Annotated in this window: 15 protein-coding genes and 2 tRNA genes; 12 read left to right on the top strand and 5 right to left on the bottom strand. The window is 60.7% G+C overall.

All coding sequences use genetic code 11. The features are described 5' to 3' along the window. Positions 1-18: 18 nt before the first annotated feature. The 5 genes from ACNSPV_RS04865 (at position 19) to ACNSPV_RS04845 (ending at position 6,137) form a co-directional block, all read left to right on the top strand. Positions 19-1,389 (top strand): hypothetical protein, encoded by a 1,371-nt coding sequence (locus ACNSPV_RS04865; protein ID WP_348584390.1) that lies wholly within the window; start codon positions 19-21, stop codon positions 1,387-1,389. A 44-nt stretch (positions 1,390-1,433) separates the two neighbouring features. After that, a complete protein-coding gene (locus ACNSPV_RS04860) occupies positions 1,434-2,039 on the top strand; it encodes a cytidylate kinase-like family protein (RefSeq protein WP_348584391.1) in 606 nt (201 codons plus the stop codon). Between the two features lie 289 nt (positions 2,040-2,328). Beyond that, positions 2,329-3,711, top strand: coding sequence for an MATE family efflux transporter (locus ACNSPV_RS04855; protein WP_348584392.1), 1,383 nt, complete (start codon positions 2,329-2,331; stop codon positions 3,709-3,711). Between the two features lie 47 nt (positions 3,712-3,758). Then, entirely contained in the window at positions 3,759-4,466 is a 708-nt protein-coding gene (locus ACNSPV_RS04850) for an HdeD family acid-resistance protein (protein WP_348584393.1), read from the top strand. Between the two features lie 264 nt (positions 4,467-4,730). Then, positions 4,731-6,137 (top strand): NAD(P)/FAD-dependent oxidoreductase, encoded by a 1,407-nt coding sequence (locus ACNSPV_RS04845; protein WP_348584394.1) that lies wholly within the window; start codon positions 4,731-4,733, stop codon positions 6,135-6,137. Positions 6,138-6,204: 67 nt separating this feature from the next. Here ACNSPV_RS04845 and ACNSPV_RS04840 read toward each other — a convergent pair whose 3' ends face one another. The 4 genes from ACNSPV_RS04840 to ACNSPV_RS04825 all read right to left on the bottom strand — a co-directional run bounded on the left by ACNSPV_RS04840 (position 6,205) and on the right by ACNSPV_RS04825 (position 9,776). Next, positions 6,205-6,681 carry a peptidylprolyl isomerase gene (locus ACNSPV_RS04840; protein WP_005943496.1) on the bottom strand — a complete coding sequence of 159 codons (477 nt, stop codon included), beginning with the start codon at positions 6,679-6,681 and terminating at the stop codon, positions 6,205-6,207. Positions 6,682-6,809: 128 nt separating this feature from the next. Next, on the bottom strand, positions 6,810-7,607 hold the full coding sequence (locus ACNSPV_RS04835; RefSeq protein ID WP_348584395.1) for a TIGR03915 family putative DNA repair protein: 798 nt from the start codon (positions 7,605-7,607) through the stop codon (positions 6,810-6,812). After that, positions 7,586-8,944 carry a putative DNA modification/repair radical SAM protein gene (locus ACNSPV_RS04830; protein WP_418268253.1) on the bottom strand — a complete coding sequence of 453 codons (1,359 nt, stop codon included), beginning with the start codon at positions 8,942-8,944 and terminating at the stop codon, positions 7,586-7,588. Before ACNSPV_RS04830 ends, ACNSPV_RS04835 begins: the two co-directional genes overlap by 22 nt. 199 nt (positions 8,945-9,143) lie before the next feature. Continuing rightward, positions 9,144-9,776, bottom strand: a complete 633-nt coding sequence (locus ACNSPV_RS04825) for a LexA family protein (RefSeq protein ID WP_249237871.1) — start codon at positions 9,774-9,776, stop codon at positions 9,144-9,146. A gap of 220 nt (positions 9,777-9,996) precedes the next feature. Here ACNSPV_RS04825 and ACNSPV_RS04820 point away from each other — a divergent pair. From ACNSPV_RS04820 to ACNSPV_RS04810, 3 genes are all read left to right on the top strand, one after another. Then, a tRNA-Ser gene (locus tag ACNSPV_RS04820) sits at positions 9,997-10,084 on the top strand. Positions 10,085-10,117: 33 nt separating this feature from the next. Further along, a tRNA-Ser gene (locus tag ACNSPV_RS04815) sits at positions 10,118-10,211 on the top strand. An 89-nt stretch (positions 10,212-10,300) separates the two neighbouring features. Further along, positions 10,301-11,230 carry an AEC family transporter gene (locus ACNSPV_RS04810; RefSeq protein WP_348584397.1) on the top strand — a complete coding sequence of 310 codons (930 nt, stop codon included), beginning with the start codon at positions 10,301-10,303 and terminating at the stop codon, positions 11,228-11,230. Positions 11,231-11,272: 42 nt separating this feature from the next. Here the strand turns inward: ACNSPV_RS04810 and ACNSPV_RS04805 are convergent, their stop codons facing one another. Beyond that, on the bottom strand, positions 11,273-12,025 hold the full coding sequence (locus ACNSPV_RS04805; protein WP_348584398.1) for a TraX family protein: 753 nt from the start codon (positions 12,023-12,025) through the stop codon (positions 11,273-11,275). Between the two features lie 245 nt (positions 12,026-12,270). Here ACNSPV_RS04805 and ACNSPV_RS04800 point away from each other — a divergent pair, with 245 nt between their 5' ends. The 4 genes from ACNSPV_RS04800 to ACNSPV_RS04785 all read left to right on the top strand — a co-directional run bounded on the left by ACNSPV_RS04800 (position 12,271) and on the right by ACNSPV_RS04785 (position 16,916). Beyond that, positions 12,271-13,152, top strand: a complete 882-nt coding sequence (locus tag ACNSPV_RS04800; protein WP_249237874.1) for a LysR family transcriptional regulator — start codon at positions 12,271-12,273, stop codon at positions 13,150-13,152. A gap of 158 nt (positions 13,153-13,310) precedes the next feature. Then, complete coding sequence (aguA, locus tag ACNSPV_RS04795; protein ID WP_339394628.1) at positions 13,311-14,414, top strand: agmatine deiminase; 1,104 nt, start codon at positions 13,311-13,313, stop codon at positions 14,412-14,414. A 27-nt stretch (positions 14,415-14,441) separates the two neighbouring features. Continuing rightward, on the top strand, positions 14,442-15,332 hold the full coding sequence (aguB, locus tag ACNSPV_RS04790; RefSeq protein WP_348584399.1) for an N-carbamoylputrescine amidase: 891 nt from the start codon (positions 14,442-14,444) through the stop codon (positions 15,330-15,332). A 9-nt stretch (positions 15,333-15,341) separates the two neighbouring features. Then, a complete protein-coding gene (locus ACNSPV_RS04785; RefSeq protein ID WP_348584401.1) occupies positions 15,342-16,916 on the top strand; it encodes a lipase family protein in 1,575 nt (524 codons plus the stop codon). The last annotated feature ends 126 nt before the right edge of the window (positions 16,917-17,042 follow it).

Raw genomic sequence — 17,042 nt, 5'->3', positions numbered from 1 at the left:
AGAAGGGAGATGTGTCCCATGGAACAACGGAATAATCTGGTCCTGCAGGGCACCGAGACCTTCTCCCGCGGGCAGCTGGACAATGTGGCGCTGGACGGCGGTGCGCTGGTGCTGGACAGTGTGGCAGGCCGCTGCCTGCAGTACGGCAGCTACACCACGCCGGAGTTTGCCATGCCGCCGTTCTGCAACCTGAACGTCAGCTGGAACGCCTTCGCGCCCCACAACACCATGGTGGAGGTGCGCTGCCGGGTCTACGCCGGCAGCCGATGGACCGGCTGGATGAGCTTTGGCAAGTGGGCACCGGGTTATCCCCGCTGCAGCTGCACCTCCCAGAGCGACGACGGCATGATCTTCCTCATGGGCGATACCGTGACCGTGGCAACGCCCGGCGGCGGCACCGGCGTGCAGCTGCAGGTGAACCTTTCCACCAACGACGACAAAGTTTCGCCGCAGGTGCGGCTGCTGGCCGCTGCGGTGCGGCCGCTGGCGTGGGAAAAGCACAGCGGCCACCCGCTGAACCGGCAGCTCTATCTGCCGGAATACTGCCTTTCTGCCCACGACCCCAGTTTTGGCCGCACCATGGACCTGCCGCTGGTCATGGCGGCCCTGATGAACTGCTGGGGCGAGGATATCCTGCCCGAGGAAGTGGCCTACGTGATGGAGGACATGGCCGACAGGACCACCGGCAATGCCGCATTTGCGGCGGCTGCGGCGGGCTGCTGCGGCTACCCCTGCTGGCAGGCATGGATGGACCTTGCCGACCTGCGTGCCCAGATCCACGACGGCTGCTGTGTGGCGGTGCAGGTGGAACGGCGCGTGCGGGGCCAGCGGGACCCGGTGCGGGTCTGGATGGGCCTGCGGGGCTTCGATCATGACGAGGCCCGGATGGTGGATCTGGTGCAGCTCAACGACCCTGCGGCAGATTCCGATGGCTCGGTGGGCACCACCATGGCGCTGGTGGATTTTATGCGCTACTTTACCGGGCGGGCCATTGCCCTGCGCGCAAAGCCCCGCGACATGGCAGCCAACCGCCCCCGGCGGCTGCGCTGTGAGCTTGTCCCCGGCAAGGAAGAGGGCGTTTATTTCTTTGAACAGCACGGTGAGGCCGACCCGCTGCCGGAGGATTTTTCCGGCTGGACGGCCTACGCCCTGCACGACGGTGTGGCCCACGCTACCACCGCCCACCGCAATTTCCACTGCATGGAGCGCACCCGGGACGGCGGCATCCGCTTCCCGGCAGCGCAGATGGCCGAGGGCGGACGCTGCAGCGTGTACGCTGTGGACCAGACCGGCACCATGCGGGTGGCGGAGGTGCGGCTGCCCAAGCCGAAGCCTGCACCGGATACAGCACGACCGGCTTCCCAAGCACAGGCAAAGCCGGAGAAGTGACCGGCAGCACCTGAGCGAAATCATACACACAGGAGGAACACATTATGGCAAAGACGATCATCACTTTGGGACGTGAATACTGCACGGGCGGCCGCTACATCGCAGAAGATGTGGCAAATGCACTGGGCATCAAGCTTTACGACAAAGAGCTGATCACCATGGCAGCAAAGCATTCCGGCCTTTCGGAAGAAGCTGTTGCCGCCAGTGAAAAGCGGCATACCCACAGCCTGCTGTACAGTCTGTACACCATGGGCAATGAGCTGCCGCTGGGCGATCAGGTGTTCATTCTTCAGAGCCGCATCATCAAGCAGCTGGCCGAGGAAGGCCCCTGCGTGATCCTGGGCCGCTGCGGCGACTACGTGCTGCGCGAGCGCAAGGATGTGCTGCGCGTGTTCGTGTATGCACCCAAGGAATGGCGGCTGGAATACGCAAAGACCAACCCGCTGGTCAAGGCCAAGGACGAAAAGGGCATCAAGGAAGAGGTGGAAAAGACCGACCGCAACCGCTCTGCCTACTACAACTACTACACCCAGAACCGCTGGGGCGATGCCCACAACTATGATCTGGCCATCAACGCAGCTCTCGGCCGCGAAACCTGCGTGAAGATGATCCTGGACGCAGCCGCCGCCAAGGAGAAGGACCTCGGCTGACCGCCGGGGCGCTTCAAAAATAAAACAACGATGATTCGTGGGTAGGGTGTGCAAGCGCCCTGCCCACGTTTCGGGCAACGGCGACGACCGCGGCCTGCGGCCGAAACAGGGAGGAGCCGTTGGGGCAGCGGCCAGCAGGACACGAGTGCCGCATGGGCGGTCACGAAGTGGACGCTGGGAGCCGCAACCCGGGCGCTGATGCCGCTTCCGGTTTTCAGAAGCCTTGCCAGCTGCACAAGTGCGGCAATATGTCTCTGGCAAAAAACATCTCAAGTCAAAAGGAGCAAACGTGGAAACAAAGCAATCCCAAACCTCTCCCGCCGCGCGGGAAAATATCATGGGCACCATGGAGATCAACCCTCTGCTGGTCAAGCTGAGCGTGCCCATGATGATCTCCATGCTGGTGCAGGCACTTTACAACGTGGTGGACTCGGTGTTCGTGTCCCATGTGAGCGAAAGCGCCCTCACCGCCGTCTCGCTGGCGTTCTCGCTGCAGAACGTGATGATCGCCGTGGGCGTGGGCACCGGCGTGGGCGTCAACGCCCTGCTGTCCAAGAGTCTGGGCGAAAAGAACCAGCACCGTGCCAACGTTACGGCAGAGAACGGCATTTTTCTTTCACTGTGCAGCTTTGTGGTGTTTCTGGTCATCGGTCTTACCTGCATGAAGCCCTATTTTTATGCACAGACCAGTGATGCAGCCATTGCCCAGCAGGGCATCCAGTATCTTTCGGTGTGCTGCATCTTCAGTCTGGGCCTTTTCACCCAGACCATGGGCGAAAAGCTGCTGGCCGCGACCGGCCGCACCCAGCTGAGCATGATCAGCCAGCTGGTGGGTGCAGTGGTGAACATCATTCTGGATCCCATCTTCATCTTTGGCTACTGCGGGCAGGCGCTGTCCGGCACCACCGGTGCAGCTGTGGCAACGGTCATCGGCCAGTTCTGCGGCGCAGGCATGACCCTGTTCTTCAACCTGAACAAAAACCCGGATATCCAAATCAGCTTCAAAGGCTTCCGGCCCAGTGCCAAGGCCATTGGCCGCATCTACACGGTGGGTCTGCCCAGCATCGCCATGCAGTGCGTGGGCAGCCTGATGACCTTTGGCATGAACCTGATCCTCATGGCCTTCTCGGCTACGGCGGTGGCGGTGTTCGGTGTCTACTTCAAGCTGCAGAGCTTCGTGTTCATGCCCATTTTCGGCCTGAACAACGGCATGGTGCCCATCATCAGCTACAACTACGGTGCCCGCAGGCCGGACCGCGTGAAAAAGACCATCAAGCTGGCGGTGTGCTACGCCGAAGGCATCATGCTGGTGGGCTTCTGCATCTTCCAGTTCGCGCCCCGGCAGGTGCTGGGCATCTTTGCGGCCAGCGATGCCATGCTGGCCATCGGCGTCCCGGCCATGCGCATCATCTGCCTGCATTTCCTGCTGGCGGGTGCCAGCATCGTGCTCAGCTCGGTATTTCAGGCACTGGGCAACGGCATCTTCAGCCTCATCGTTTCGGTCTGCCGTCAGCTGTTCGTGCTGCTGCCGGCCGCATGGCTGCTGGCACAGACCGGAAATGTCAACAATGTCTGGTGGGCCTTCTTCATCGCTGAGATCGTCAGTATCCTGATGAGTCTGGCCTTCTATGCGCGTATCAACAAAACGACCATCGCACCCCTGTACCACTGACCCGGGTGCGGGCAGACGGCCCTGCAAACGAAAGGAACGTGAACTCTATGGTAAAAAAGCTGAAGTGGAATCTGGTCCTCATGAGCCTGCTGTATCTGGGTCTGGGCGTTTTTCTGGTCATGAAGCCCGGTACGGCCCTCAACATCGTGTGCTATGCGCTGGGCGGCGTGGTGCTGGCCTGCGCAGCGGTGCAGCTGGTTCGCTACTTTGCGGTGGAGCGCGGGGTGTTCCAGAGCCAGCTTACCCTGGTCTCCGGCATCGTGTGTCTGGCGCTGGGGGCTTTCCTCATCATCCGCAGCGACATCGTGGTGAGCATCCTGCCCATCGTGTTCGGCCTGTTCGTCATCTTTGACGCCATTGGCCGGGTGCAGAATGCGCTGGATCTGCGCCGCTGCGGCTACGACAGCTGGAAAGGGTTCCTGTTCCTGCCGGTGCTCAGCGTGGTGCTGGGCGTGGTGCTGGTCATCAACCCCTTCGGTGCCATGGAAAAGCTGGTGATGGCCATTGGCATCATCCTCATCGTGGAGGGGGCCATCAACCTGCTCAGCGCCCTGTACACGGTGCTGGCCGTGCGCCGCTTTACCAAGCTGCACCCGGAGACCCAGTCCATGCTGGAGTCCCTGACCGGCGAAGACCTGAACGGTGACGGCGTGGTTGCCCCGGATGTGACCCGCACCGATGCCGAAGCCAGTGCTGTGGAGCTGGATGAGGTGGACGAGAGTGCCACTGTGGAGCAGGAGAACGAGAAAGATTAACGGGCTTGCCCTCTCAGTCTCGCTCTGCTCGCCAGCTCCCCCAAAGTGGGAGCCCTTGGCAGTCCACGCAAGGTTCATCTCTTTGCCAAGGCCTCTCCCTTTGAGGAAAGACTTCCCCCGCACCGGGGGAAGATGTCGCGTAGCGACAAAAGGGGGAGTGTGGAACGGCGTAAGCCGTGACGGAGAGGGCGAGGCCGTCAGTCTTATCATGCAAGCTTGAGCCAAGCTTGAGCAAATAAAAATCATATAAAGGAAAAAGAGAAAATGGAAAAGTACGATCTGATCATCGTGGGCGCCGGTCCGGCCGGCATCTTTACCGCTGTGGAGCTGCTGCGCCGCGGCAGCAAGAAGAAGATCCTTCTGGTGGAAAAGGGCAAGCCGGTGGAAAAGCGGCACTGCCCCAAGGCCGAGGTGGGCCACTGCGTCAACTGCCGCCCCACCTGCGCCATCACCACCGGCTTTTCCGGTGCAGGCGCTTTCTCGGACGGCAAGCTGAGCCTTTCCTACGAGGTGGGCGGCGACCTGCCCACCCTCATCGGAGAGGAGTTTGCACAGGAGCTCATCGACTACACCGACAAGATCTATCTTGAGTTCGGCGCAGACCCCCATGTGGAGGGCATCTACACCGGCGAGGAGATTAAGGAGATCCGCAAGAACGCCATCCATGCCGGCCTGAAGCTGGTGGACTGCCCGATCCGCCATCTGGGCACCGAGAAGGCACAGCAGCTGTATCTGGCCATCCAGAACCATCTGGCCGACAGCGGCGTGGAGATGCTGTTCAATACCGAGTGCGAGAACATCATCCTTGAGAACGAGGAGTGCAAGGGCGTGCTGCTGAAGGACGGCGATCAGGTCCGGCCCGTGTATGCAGATACCGTGGTCATCGGCACCGGCCGCCGCGGCGCAGACTGGCTGGAAAAGATCTGCGCGGAGCACCACATTGCCCATAAGCCCGGCACCGTGGACATCGGTGTGCGCGTGGAGTGCCGCAACGAGGTCATGGAAAAAGTGAACAAGGTGCTGTATGAGTCCAAGCTCATCGGCTACCCCAAGCCCTGGAAGAACAAGGTGCGTACCTTCTGCCAGAACCCCGGCGGCTTTGTGGCGCAGGAGAACTACGACAACGACCTTGCCGTGGTCAACGGCCACAGCTTCAAAGAGAAAAAGAGCGAGAACACCAACCTTGCCATTCTGGTCTCCCACAACTTTACCGAGCCCTTCAACCAGCCCATCGCCTACGCCCAGAAGGTGGGCGAGCTGACCAACATGCTGGGCGCAGGCCACATTATGGTGCAGCGCTACGGCGACATTCTGGACGGCAAGCGCACGTGGCAGAAGGAGCTGGCACAGTCCAACGTGAAGCCCACCCTGAAGGACGCCGTGGCAGGTGACATCACCGCCGCCATGCCCTACCGCGCCATGACCAACATCATCGAGTTCATCAAGATGCTGGATATGGTGGTGCCCGGCTTTGCCGCCAACGAGACCCTGCTGTACAGCCCGGAGCTGAAGTTCTACTCCAACAAGGTGAAGATGGACGAGAACTTGGATACCAACATCAAGGGCCTGCACTGTCTGGGTGACTCCTCCGGCTGGACCCGCGGCCTGATGATGGCTTCGGTCATGGGCGTGCTCATGGGCCGGAAGCTGGCCGAAAAAGAAGGCTGCTGAAAACAAGCATCAACAAAAACAAAAAATCCCGGCACCGCAAGGTGTCGGGATTTTTTAGGTTTAAAAATCAGCCCTCAATGAGCTCCACGGTCTTCATCTTGACCGGGGTGGTGGGCTTGTCGTTCCAGTCGGTGCGGACCGCTGCGATCTTATCCACAACGTCCATGCCTGCAACTACCTTGCCGAAGGCGGCGTACTGGCCGTCCAGATGGGGTGCATCCTGATGCATGATGAAGAACTGGCTGCCGGCGCTATTGGGGTTCATGGCGCGTGCCATGCTGATGACGCCGCGGGTGTGCTTGAGCGGATTGTTCACGCCGTTGGCGGCAAACTCGCCCTTGATGTTCCAGCCGGGGCCGCCGGTGCCGTTGCCCAGCGGGCAGCCGCCCTGGATCATGAAGCCGGGGATCACGCGGTGGAAGGTCAGGCCGTTGTAAAAGCCCTCGCTGACCAGCTTCTTGAAATTCTCACAGGTGATAGGAGCGGCTTCTTCGTTCAGCTCGATATCGATGATGCCGCCGTCTTCCATAGTAATGCGAACCATAACGCTACAATACTCCTTTTGTGTTGCCCCGCAGCAGTGCGGGAGTGTTCGGCAGAAGGCCTGCCGGATATCTCTTATAGTATACCATAGGTTTTGGGGGTTGCAACGGCGCAGATGCAACGTTTTTGTTAAAATTCATCTTTCATCTCCACCATATCGGCCCAGAAGCGCTTGGGGCAGTGGCTCATGCGGCCTTTTTCGTTGTGACGCGCCTGAATTTCCAGCGTTTTGTAGAACTGCGTCCACAGGGCCTGAAACTGCTGCTCCCGCTCGCTGGGCGGCGGCAGCTCCAGCGGTGCAGCCAGCTCCAGTAGCCGGGTCTTGCGCTCCTGCTGCAGCAGCACGGCCTGATGCACGGCATCATAGATCAGAAAGTCCTCTTCCGGGAACCGTCCGCAGAAATGGGGCCGCAGCAGCGGCAGAATGTAGTTTTTGGGGTGGATGACGGCCCCCAGCATCCCGTCGTGCTCCTCGAAGCGGACGAAACCCTGAAACTTGTCCACCTCCCAGTCCAGACTCTTTTTCATTTCGTACAGCGGGGCCACGTCCGGGTGGCCGGTGCGCTTTACGGTGCCGGGGCCTAGGGCAAAGGCCAGATGCAGAAAGCGGATGAGCAGCAGCTCCTTGTCCTCCCGCCCGGAAAGGAAATCCCGGCTGACAAGATACTCGGTCTCAGCCCCCAGCTTTCTGCCAAAGCTGGCGAACACCCGCTGCGCCCGGACGTGGTCGGCGGGAATGTCCTTCACCGGATAGAGCGTGGAGGTCTCCCGCTGGGGCGTCCACACTGCAAAGGGGATCTCGTGCTGGGCAAAGCTCTCGAATACACAGCACAAAAAGCCCTCAAAGCTGCCGTCGTAGAGATAGACCACATCCGCATCGTGGAGCCTGCGAGTTCTCTGCGGGTTCACAGTGCCTTCGCCAGACATTGCACTGCCTCCTCTCGCACCATGCGCAGGGCGGCGCACGGTGCCACGCCCTGCGTGATGAGCTCGTCCACCGCAGGCGGCGTGAACAGGCTCAGCTGCTCACAATTGCCGCCGAACACGTTGGGGTCGATGAGCGCCTGGGTGATGCGCTCCCGCCCGGCGGTGCCGCGGCCCGGGTGCGCGCCTGAAAAACCATTGCAGGTGATAAAATACTGCGCCCGCTTGAGGACCACGCCCATCCGCTTGAGCTCGTCCAGCCCGAGGCTGGACAGCTTGCGGGCGTGCCAGATGCGCCGGGCGCTCTTGGGGCCGATGCCCGGCACACGCAGCAGCATTTCAAAGGGGGCGCGGTTCACGTCCACCGGGAACAGCCCGTAGTGCTGCACGGCCCAGTTGCATTTGGGGTCCAGATAAGGGTTGAAGTTGGGGTTGTCCCGATGTAAGATCTCGTCCGCCTCGAACTGATAGAACCGCAGCAGCCAGTCGGCCTGATACAGCCGATGCTCCCGCAGCAGCGGCGGCTTTGTGTCCAGCGCAGGCAGGCGGCTGTCCTCGGCTACCGGGATATAGGCGGAGTAGAACACCCGCTTCAGGCTGTACTTCCGGTACATGCCCTCGGTGAGCTTCAGGATGTGGTAGTCCGTCTCCGGCGAAGCGCCCACGATCATCTGGGTGCTCTGCCCGGCGGGGGCAAACTTGGGGGCATGGCGGTAGACCGCCAGCTCCTGCTTGCTCTGGGCACCGGAGACCGCGATCTGCTTCATGGGGCGGAAGATGGAGTGCCGGCCCTTGTCCGGTGCCAGAAGATTCAGGCTCTGCTCGCTGGGCAGCTCCACGTTCACGCTCAGACGGTCGGCCAGATATCCCAGCTGCTGCAAAAGCTCCGGGCTTGTGCCGGGGATGGCCTTGGCGTGGATGTAGCCGCCAAAGCGGTATTCGCCCCGCAGCAGCCGCAGGGCGGCCAGCATCCGTTCGGTGGTGTAGTCCGGCGTGCCCAGCACCGCGCTGGAAAGGAACAGCCCCTCGATGTAATTGCGGCGGTAAAACTCCACGGTCAGCTCGGCCAGCTCCCGGGGCGTAAAGGTAGCCCGGGGGATATCGTTGGAGTGGCGGTTGACACAATAGCTGCAGTCAAAGGCGCAGCAGTTGGTCATGAGAACCTTTAAAAGGCTTACGCAGCGGCCGTCGGCGGTAAAGGCGTGACAGCAGCCCGGCGCATAGCAGCTGCCCAGCGTTCCGGCCCGGGCAGTGCGTGAAGCGCCGCTGGAGGTGCAGGCCACATCGTATTTGGCGCTGTCGGCCAGAATGGTAAGCTTGTCCATCAGGGTCTGTTCCATGCAGAATACACCTCCAAAGGGGAAAAAGGGTCAAAAAATAAAGCCATGCGCAAAATTGCAGATGGCTTTTATGGTTTCGGCCTTTTTCGTGAAAATGCGTTTGGAGCGCCCCGCAGGGCGCGACAAACGCGAAAATAAAAATAATTTTCCGCTGATCATGGCCAGAGTGAAACGGAGGCCATTCAAATGGTTGAATGGCTCACCATTTCGCTTTTGTCTCCACCACACGCCCGGCGATGTGCAGATGGTTCAGGTCTTCGCCCTTGATGACCATTTCGCTGTAGGCCGGGTTGAAGGGCTGCAGCACCACACAGTTGCCGCGCTGGATGTAGCGCTTCAGGGTGCCCTCGCCCTCGTCGCCGTAGATCAGCACGCCAAGATCGCCGTTTTCCAGCGTGTCCTGCCGGTGCACCAGCGCAAGGTCGCCGTCCTGAATGCGGGGCTCCATGCTGTCGCCGCGCACCACCAGATAGAAGTAGTTGGAGGGGTCCTTCACGCGGGCGTATTCCTGACCGTAGTCCTCCTCAAAGGCAAGGGCACCGTAGCCGGCCTTCACCGTACCGATGACCGGGATCAGGCTCTCGGAATAGCTGCCGAAGAACCGCTCCTCCGGCGCAGATACATTGCTCACCGGACGGTACAGGCCCAGCAGATAGTCTGCGGTGGTGTTCAGCAGCTCTGCAATGCGGGCCACCGTGGTGGGGTCGGGAGAGGATTTGCCGCTTTCCCATTTGCCGACGGCCTGCTGGGTCACGCCCAGTTTGGAAGCCAGCTCAGCCTGACTGACGCCCTGCTTTTTGCGGCACTGCTTCAAAAGTTCTGAAAACGACATGGTATATTCTCCTTTACACCGCGAGGAAATTTTCTTGTGATTATTATACAACAAAAAGGTGTGCTTGTAAAGAGGCTGAATGGGCCGAGACCAAAAAAGGTTGTGATAATTTTCTCTTTTTTGCGTCTGGTGAAAAAAATTGCATGAAAGGCTTGACAGCGGGGCACAAATCTGGTAAATTAAATAGGCATTCGACACGGCGTAAAGCGGATGTCCACAAGGAGAGATGTCCGAGTGGTTTAAGGAAGCAGTCTTGAAAACTGCCGTACGGCAACGTACCGTGGGTTCGAATCCCACTCTCTCCGCCATTTTTATTGAATAAGTGTAACACACTTTGCTCTGGAGTAGTACTCAAGAGGTCGAAGAGGCGCCCCTGCTAAGGGCGTAGGTCGTCTAAACAACGGCGCGAGGGTTCAAATCCCTCCTACTCCGCCAAGAAAAAGCTCGTTGATTCGTTGAAATCAATGGGCTTTTTCCTTTGTAAAGGAAAAAATGCGGCTTGCGGAACAAAAAAGGAGGAACCAATGGCGTTTGGTGTTTTGGCGGGTCAGATCACCGTGATCTTTCTGGAGGTGCTGCTGGGGTATGTGGGGGCCCGCAGCGGCATCATCAAGGACCGGGACAGCAAGTTTTTGTCCGACTTTATCATGAAGCTCCTGCTGCCCTGCACCATGCTGGCGGGCGCTGCGGTGGAGGGTGAGCCGGAACTGCTCACGCAGGCCGGCATCCTGTTCGTTTTGTTGCTGCTGTTGTTTGTGGTAACCACGGCGCTGTGCCGTGTGAGCAGCTGGCTGCACCACGACACGCCGGGAAAGTATGCGGTGCTGGTGGGTACGGCGGCCATGCCCAACTGCGGCTTTATCGGCCTGCCGCTGTGCAGTGCTCTGCTGGGTGCAGCACGGGGCACCGTGTTTGCGGGCATGGCAATGGCCTCTTATAATGTATGGTTCTTTACCTATGTGGTGTGCCTGTTCCGCCCCGGCGAGAAGATCCGGCTCAAGACCTTCATCACCCCCACCAACATTGCCACCGTGGCCATGCTGGTGCTGCTGGCCACCGGCTGGCACCTGCCTGCGCCGGTGCAGCAGTTCTGCAGTGCGGTGGGCGGCTGCACCACCCCGCTGGCCCTTATGATCGTGGGTGTGCTGCTGGCAGACAGCGACATCCGCGCGCTGCTGCACACCGGCTTTCTGTACCGGGTCACCCTGCTGCGCGGCATCCTGTTCCCGCTGCTGTTCATGCTGCTGCTGTGGCTGCTGCCGCTGGACAATGTGCTGCGCACCGGCCTGTCCATCATCGCCTGCTGCCCGGCCGGCAGCCTTGCCGCGGTGCTGGCCAAGCAGACCGGCACCGAGGCGATCCTTGCCAGTCAGGCGGTGGCCCACTCCACCGTGTGTATGCTGGTCACAGTGCCTGCCATGCTGCTGCTGACCGGTGCGATGTTCCCGATGTGAGAAGCTGTAAAAAGCCCGCTGTCTCCGGACGGCGGGCTTTTTTTACAGCATAAGGTTTGTGATCATTGCCAGCACCAGCAGATGCACCGGGTAGAACCAGTAAAAGGCCTTTTTCAGCAGCGGACTGCACGCGCCGCGCTGTCCGTTATAGAACCAGACCAGCACAAAGGCCAGCGGCGCGGTGAGCTCGAACAAAAACAGCACTGCGCCTGCAAGGCACTGCCGCTTGCGGTCTGCGCGGGTCAGGTACAGGGTGCAGATGATGAGCACGCCGATGGCGTGGTAGTCGGTGCTGGCGGCCAGCGCCAGCACCGCGCAGCCGCCCGCCCACACAAGCCCCTGCCAGCCGGGCAGGCCGTTTTCCTTTTCAAAGCGCTTGAGCCCTGCCATGGCCAGCACGCCCAGCGCCAGCGTCCAGTAAACGTTCTGGTGCTGCGGGGCGAACGGCGTGCGGAAGAAGGCCAGATCAAAGGGTACCTCGCTGACAAGGCCGAACAGCAGCAGCCGCCCAAGGTAGCCTTTGACGTTGTGGGTGTGCACAAAGCCCTCCACCAGCAAAAAGCAGAACAGGGGAAAGGCCAGCCGCCCGGTGAAGCGCAGCACCATGTCCAGCCGGTACAGCGGATAGGCGAAAAGGGTGTCCTGCGAGAGGGCGCCGACGTCCAGCCCGGGCGTAAGGATACCGGCCTCGATGCAGGACGCGCCGATGTGGTCCACCAGCATGGTGATGCAGGCAATGGTTTTAAGAGCGGTGCCGCTGAAGCTGAAGCTGCGGCGCGGGGAAAGTGCAGTCATAAAAATACCTCGGTCAGTTTGAAAAAATCGTTACAGGAACTATAACGGAGGAAAGGCGGCGTTTCCTGCGTCTGCTGCGGCAAAATCTGCACAGAGCGTGCAAAATCGGGGCAAAAATGCTTGACAGAAAAGGTGCGGGATAGTACAATCAAGAAGATAATTGAACTATCGCAAACCAAAGATGAAAAAGATTCACAGAGAATCGGGCGTCTCCGAACCGGATCAGAAGGAAGGAGGCTTTGGGCATGACGCTTTTTTCCTACGAGATCTTTGATGCAGTGGCACGCCAGGGCAGCTTTAACAAGGCGGCACAGCAGCTGCATCTGACCCCTTCGGCCATCAGCCACGCCATTGCCGTAATGGAGGAGGAGCTGGGCTTTGCTCTGTTCAACCGCGGCAAGAACGGCGTTTCTATGACCAGCTACGGTGCCTCACTGTACCCGTCCATCCGCGATGTGCTCAACAGCGACGAGGCCCTCAAGCAGAGCATCGCCCGCCTGAACGGCCTTGAAAAGGGCAAGGTGAGGCTGGGCGTGTTCAACTCGGTATGCGCGTCGCTGCTGCCGGGGCTGCTGAAAAGTTTTATGACCCACTACCCGCAGATCGAGATCGAGGTCTATCAGGGCACCTACGATGATGTGAAGGAATGGCTGCGCACCGGTCAGGTGGATGTTGCGTTCCTTTCTTCCACCTGCCGGGAGGAATTCAACCTCACCGAGCTGTTCCGGGAGCCGCTGCTGTGCATCGTGCCGCAGGACTGGCCCGAACCGGAAAACGGCGTGATGACCCCTGCCCTGATGAACGGTCAGAGCTTTGTGGTGCAGTGTGACGCCACCGACGCAGAAATGCGCCAGTTCCTGAAGAAATACAAGGTCGGCACCGAGCGCCGCTGCCACGTCATCGACGACCAGTCCAACATTGCCATGGTGGAAGCCGGTCTGGGCATTTCCATCATGCCGCAGATGCTGCTGCGGGACTGCAAGGCCGCTGTGAAGATCTACCCCATCGAGCCGGAGGAATACCGTGTGGTGGGTCTGGCCGTCCAGCGCCCTGCCGCGATGGCTCCTGCCGTGGAGCAGATGTTCCACCACATCGTGGACTACTGCAAGCAGGTCGAGCTGCAGTAACGCGGGATCCCTATTACTATAGCACATTTCAGCCGGTGTTTGGTGCACCGGCTGAATTTTTTTGCAAAATGCGCCCGGATGCAGGGGTGCGGGTGGCAAGTCTATTGTATCTGCTGGGAAAATCCGGTATACTAAACAAAAAACAACAGGAGAATGCAATGCATACTTTTTCTACCCTGCCCGCCGCCGAGGGCTTCCGGATGCCGGCGGAATATGAGCCGCACCGCGGCTGTGTGATGATCTGGCCGGTGCGGCCCGGTTCCTGGCTGTACGGCGGCCGGGACGCCCAGCCTGCCTTTGCGCAGGCCGCCCGCGCCATTGCCGAGAGTGAGACGGTGTGGATGCTGGCCGGCCCGGCAGATGCCGGTGCCGTGCAGGCGGAGTTTGCCGGGGACGAGAACATCCATGTGCTGACCATCGAGACCGATGACGCATGGGCGCGGGATGTGGGGCCCACCTGTGTGGTGGACGATCACGGTACCGTGCGGGGCGTGGACTGGCAGTTCAACGCATGGGGCGGCATGGTGGACGGCCTTTACGCCCACTGGGAAAAGGACAACGCAGCCGCCCGCGCCATCTGCGCAGCACTGGGCATGGACTGCTATGATGCACAGCACTTTGTGCTGGAGGGCGGCTCCATCCACTCGGACGGCGAGGGCACCATCCTTGCCACCGAAGCCTGCCTGCTGAGCCGTGGCCGCAACCCGGAGCTGAGCCGGGCCGAGATCGAGCAGGAGCTGAAAAACTATCTCGGCGCACAGAAGATCGTCTGGCTGCCCCGGGGCATCTACAACGATGAGACCAACGAGCATGTGGACAACGTGTGCGCCTATGTGGGCCCGGCAGAGGTGGTGCTGGCGTGGACGGAGGACGAGAACGACCCGCAGTACGCCCTGAGCAGGGCAAGTCTGGACGCGCTGGAAGCAGCTACCGATGCAAAGGGTCGGCACTTCACGGTGCACAAACTGCCCATCCCGGCAAAGCCCATCTGCGTGACCGAAGAGGAACTGCAGGGCTATGCCTTTGAAGAGGGCGAGGATACCCGCGAGGCCGGGGAGCGCCTTGCAGCAAGCTATGTGAACTTTTACATCTCCAACGGCGGCATCATCCTGCCGCAGTTCGGAGACGAGAACGACGCCGAGGCGGTACGCATTCTGGGCGGACTGTTCCCGGGCCGCAGGGTGTACCCCATCCCGGCCCGGAGCATTCTGGTGGGCGGCGGCAACATCCACTGCGTCACCCAGCAGATCCCCAGAGGCTGACAGAAACGATATGAGGAGGAAAGCAGTATGAGAAACGTAACGGTGGCCGTGGTGCAGATGCAGTGCGCCAAAGAGGTGGAGGCCAATATCGCCAAGGCAGATGCCATGGTGCGGGAGGCAGCGGCAAAGGGGGCCAAGATCATCCTGCTGCCGGAACTGTTCGAGCGGCCCTATTTCTGCCAGGAACGGCAGTATGAATATTACGCCTACGCCACCCCCACGGCACAGAATCCGGCAGTGCAGCACTTCCGGACGGTGGCAAAGGAGCTGGGCGTGGTGCTGCCCATCAGCTTCTATGAGAAGGCGGGCACCCAGCTGTTCAACAGCATCGCAGTGCTGGACGCAGACGGCACCCTGCTGGGCGTCTACCGCAAGACCCACATCCCGGACGACCACTACTATCAGGAAAAATTCTACTTTACCCCCGGCGACACCGGCTTCAAGGTGTGGGATACCCGCTTTGGCCGCATCGGCATCGGCATCTGCTGGGACCAGTGGTTCCCGGAGACGGCCCGCAGTCTGGCCCTGATGGGGGCCGAGCTGCTGCTGTACCCCACGGCCATTGGCAGTGAACCCATTCTGGACTGCGACAGCGCCGGGCACTGGCGCCGCTGCATGCAGGGCCATGCCGGCAGCAACCTTGTGCCGGTTCTGGCGGCAAACCGCATCGGTCTGGAAACGGTGGAGCCCTGCGAGGCCAACGGCGGGCAGAAGTCTGCCCTGCGGTTCTACGGCTCCTCCTTCATTGCAGACGAGACCGGTGCACTGGTGGCAGACGGCACCCGCGATACCGAACAGGTGCTGACCGCGACCTTCGATCTGGACAAGGTGGAAGAAAACCGCATGAGCTGGGGCGTGTTCCGGGACCGCCGCCCGGAGTGGTATGGAGAAATCACCCGTCAGGGCCGGGGCGTTTGAGAAAAGACCATGAAACGAAGAGATTTCTGTAAAACGACTGCCGCGCTGCTGGCGGCGGGCACGCTGGTTCCCCACGCAGCGGCAGACGCTCTGCTGCCGGAAGAAACACAGGCCGTGGTGGGCAGCATCGTGCCGGAAGACCGGTATCCCATGACCTTCCGCAGCGACCACAGCGAGACCGACCTGACCCATGACTTTTACTATACCGACGCCTTTTTTGAGAACACGGCGCTGAAGTATGACCATCGGCTGGCGCTGGCCACGCTGGGCCTTGTGGCGGCATGCGGCAATACCTACCGCAGCGATGACCTCTACTGGCTGGAGGGGGAAGCGGGCCGCGAAGACCACATTGCGGCGGCCTACCGGGAGCTGGGCTTTGCCAATCCGGTCTGCGTGGGCTATCAGAGCAGCCTGAATACACCGGCAGACCGGGCGGGCTGCGCCTTTGCCCAGAAAACGCTGGTGCAGCAGGGACGGCGCACCACCATCATTGCGGCGATGCTGCGCGGCGTGGGCTATGGCGCAGAGTGGGTCAGCAACCTGCATCTGGGGGAGAACAGCTGGCATTACGGCTTTGTCACGGCGGCAGAGCAGTTCTTTGCAGACCTGCAGGACTATCTGGCCTGTGCAAAGGCCGCAGCCGGAGAGCTGGGCACCATCAAATTGTGGCTGGGCGGCTACAGCCGCGGCGCGGCAGTGGCAAATCTGGCCGCAGCCCGGGTGCGCAGGGAGCTGCCGCAGATCGCGCAGGAGGACACCTATGTGTACACCTTTGCAGCCCCGGCGGCACTGACGGCGGCAGACCTGCCGGAGCTGCAGGCAGACTACGACAACAACCACACTGCCAGCGGCCAGCTGAAAGCGGACTGGGACGGGAGCAACATCTTCAATCTCATTTCCAGCGGCGACGTGGTGGCCCGGGTCATGCCGGAAGAGTGGGGCTATCACCGCAACGGCAACGACCGTTTCCTGCCCGCCACGACCTATCGGAACGAGCTGGACGATCTGAACATCATCGAGAGCCGCATGGGCGGCGTGCCGCTCCGGTTCGACCAGCTGGCGACCCGGGAAGATGTGGATTCGGTGATCGCGGCGGCCCTGCGTTTCTGCAAGAGCCGCGAGAACTATCATCGGAAATACGAAGCGGCATTCATGGATATGATCCAGTGCGCCTTTACCCGTTCGGAGGAAGAGGTAGCCGACGGCGTGATCCTGGACGACGAGGCCGTGATGGCCCGGCTGCGCAGCATGCCGAACATCCGGCAGATGGATTGGAGCAGAGTGCTGCGCTGCGTAATGACGGCCTCTGCCATGAGCCGCCCCATTCTGGAGCGGGTGGGGACTATCATCCCACTGCAGGCACGGCAGATCGTGATCCCGGTGCTGGCCGTGGGCCTGTGCTATGAGGTGGAGACCGATGTGCTGAAGCTGCTGGTGTACTACATCATCAGCCTGATGAGTGTGAACAGCCCGGCAGACAGCGTTCTGCGTGCGGCATTCTGCCACTACCCGGAAAACTACATCACCCTGATGGAATACTACGACCCCGCCGAGCACGGCATGGCAGGATATACCAGAAGATAAAAAGCCCCGCGCGCCGCAGGGCATCCCATCCAAACAGAAACCCGGAACCCTTTTTGAGCCGTTGGCCCTGAAAAGGTTCCGGGTTTTGTGCATGCTTTTGTGGTGGAATATTGTCCACAGCAGGCG

The sequence above is a fragment of the Faecalibacterium sp. 3 genome (assembly GCF_048323735.1).
Classification (GTDB): Bacteria; Bacillota; Clostridia; order Oscillospirales; family Ruminococcaceae; genus Faecalibacterium; species Faecalibacterium wellingii.
Note: the sequence above shows the minus strand (reverse complement) of the source record. Positions and strands in the feature narration are given on the sequence as shown.